Annotated in this window: 1 protein-coding gene; it reads right to left on the reverse strand. The window is 33.7% G+C overall.

Features of this window, described 5'->3' with window-relative positions:
- Nucleotides 1-2,492 (reverse strand): DEAD/DEAH box helicase family protein (locus ACOYLP_RS11700; protein WP_422856348.1); only part of this gene is annotated, 2,492 nt, incomplete at both ends.

A 2,492-nucleotide genomic window follows, 5' to 3' on the forward strand; every position in this document is an offset into this window, starting at 1 on the left:
TTTATGAGGTTGAGAGGGTATTTCCATTGGACGTTTATTTTTCTTCCAATGATTTGCCCAATCTAGTCGTGAACTTAATTTAAAAGACTTTATATAAAATTTCAACTTTTTAAAACTCATATAATTTCTGTTTTTTGCAAAATATTGATCTGTTCCTAGCCAATCACTCCAGTTAATCCAGCCTTTATTTTTATAAATGCCTGATACTTTTGTTGGAATATTGATAGGCTTTTTACCGGATTTACAATAATTACTCCATTCTGTCCTATTTTTTAGATTCAGTTTGTGCACGAACTTCTTTGCCTCTTCAAAACTTAAATAAGAACGACCAATAGTTGATTTTTTATAATTTCCTAGCCAATCTCCCCAATCAATCCAACCATTGTTTTGATATACTTGATATGGATTTGAAGGGATATTTATTGGTTTTTGTCCAGATAAACAATATTCCTTCCATTCTTTTTGTGAATTTATTTTCAAATTTTTAACAAAACTATTTGCATTTTCATAATTTAAAAATTCTATCAACCTCGGAGGAACAAAATCAGTACCAAGCCAATTACCCATATTTATCCACCCTGAATTTTTATATATCTGCATAGGTGTGGATGGAATATCAATTGGTTTTTTAATTGACCTAGCATATTTTACCCATTCTTTTTGGTTTTTCATTCCTAATTTTCTTACATAATCCTTAGCCTCTTCAAACGGCATCCAACTCAACTTAGCAAGCTTATCCCATGATTTTAATTGAAGAAATTCAATCAAATTGGTTTCGCTTATTGTTTCTAAAATATTTTCATCAATTTCAAACTGAACAAGTCCACTATTTGATGAGTTCTTCTTCCCATTTTTACTAATGTCTCGGAAATATTCAATAATTCTCTCATCATTAGATGCCAATGCTCTGAGTGTACTTAATATCTCTTTAAATTCAGCACTCTCAATTATTTCTTCCTTGGTTTTAGATTTAGTAAATACAGGAAGAATTACATAGCCAAATTGCTTCCCTTCTTTTTTACGTAGTGCACGTCCAACGGCTTGTACAATATCTACTGTACTTTTCCTAGGATCTGCAAACAGTACACAATCAATATTCGGAACATCGACACCCTCTGTTAAGCATTTGGCATTGGTGATGATGGCTTTTTGGGAATAAGCAAATTCATTAACGATTTTGCTTCTTTGTGAGGTTGCCATTGCGCCAGATACATGAAACGAATCTATCTTTTTGAACTGGGGAAATGCTTTACTAAAAACGGCTTGGCTTTGCTCAAATGCCTCAGCTTTTTTAATACTAGAGTGAAAAGTAACTGCATGATGAATTGGAAATTGTTTCATCGCTTTTCGTAATGCAATCATCGAAGCCAATGTTCTTGCTTCTGTTTCTTTATCCCACTCTTTACCCTCAGGTTTTACAAAAGCATTTTTCTCTATGATTTGTTTTACCTCTTTATCCGAAATAAATAAGGTGATGATTTTATAGTCAGAAAGTATCCCTTCACTTATTGCCTCTTTAAAAGGCATTTGAGTAAAAGTTTCACCATACACCTCCACATCATCCATACTCAAAATATTCTCAGACGAACCAGCATATCTTCTTTCCGTAGCGGTCATAAAAATCCGCTTGTCTATTTTGATATTTTTATCAAACAATAAATAACTGAATAGCTTTTCTTGATTACCAACAGTTTTATGGGCTTCATCCATTATTCCCAAATCAAATTTCGCTTTGGCAATTTTAGCAGCTTCTACTATGGTTTTACCGGATTGATACGTTGTAAAAATGACTGTCCGATTCTTTTTATTTGTCTTTATCCAATTGGCAATGAAATTTTTGTCGGTGATACAAGGCACACCAATTTCATTGGTATGCACTACCACATCATCGTTCTTTCCAATTCCTTCATCACTACAAACACAAAGCCATTCTATTTTCTGTTTATTGGCAACAGATTCACGCAAATACACTTCTAGGGTTTGTTTAACCAATGAGAGTGAAGGCACTGCAACAATAGTACTTTGAGCATTTAATTCTTTTTTAATCCAGTATCCCGTCAAACTTTTTCCAGCGCCACAGGGAAACACAAGCTTTCCTCTTTTATGCTTTTGCTTTAGGAAATGCTCTTTGGCTTCTTTTAGTGCTTTTTGTTGGTGTTTCTTCGGCTTGTAGGGTTTAAGAACTAACGGTTTGTCTTTTAACAAGAGTCTTACATTATCGAAATTTTCTTTTGTTAGTTTATTCCACTCATCAGCATTGATGAACCCAATTGCATTGTTTCCCTTATACAACTTTGCATAGTCATCCGCTGTGGTCGCAACTAAACAGTAAGAAATATTTTTTGCTGTTAACTTGCTTAGTGATGTAAAGGTTGATATTGCTCTGTGTGATAATCGCTGTTCTTCATCTTGCAAATACTTGCATTGTATCGCCCAAAATGTACCATCTTTATTTTCTGCAATCAAATCAATCCCTTGATCGTTAGATGGCA

The organism is Flavobacterium sp. (assembly GCF_049318325.1).
Classification (GTDB): domain Bacteria; phylum Bacteroidota; class Bacteroidia; order Flavobacteriales; family Flavobacteriaceae; genus Flavobacterium.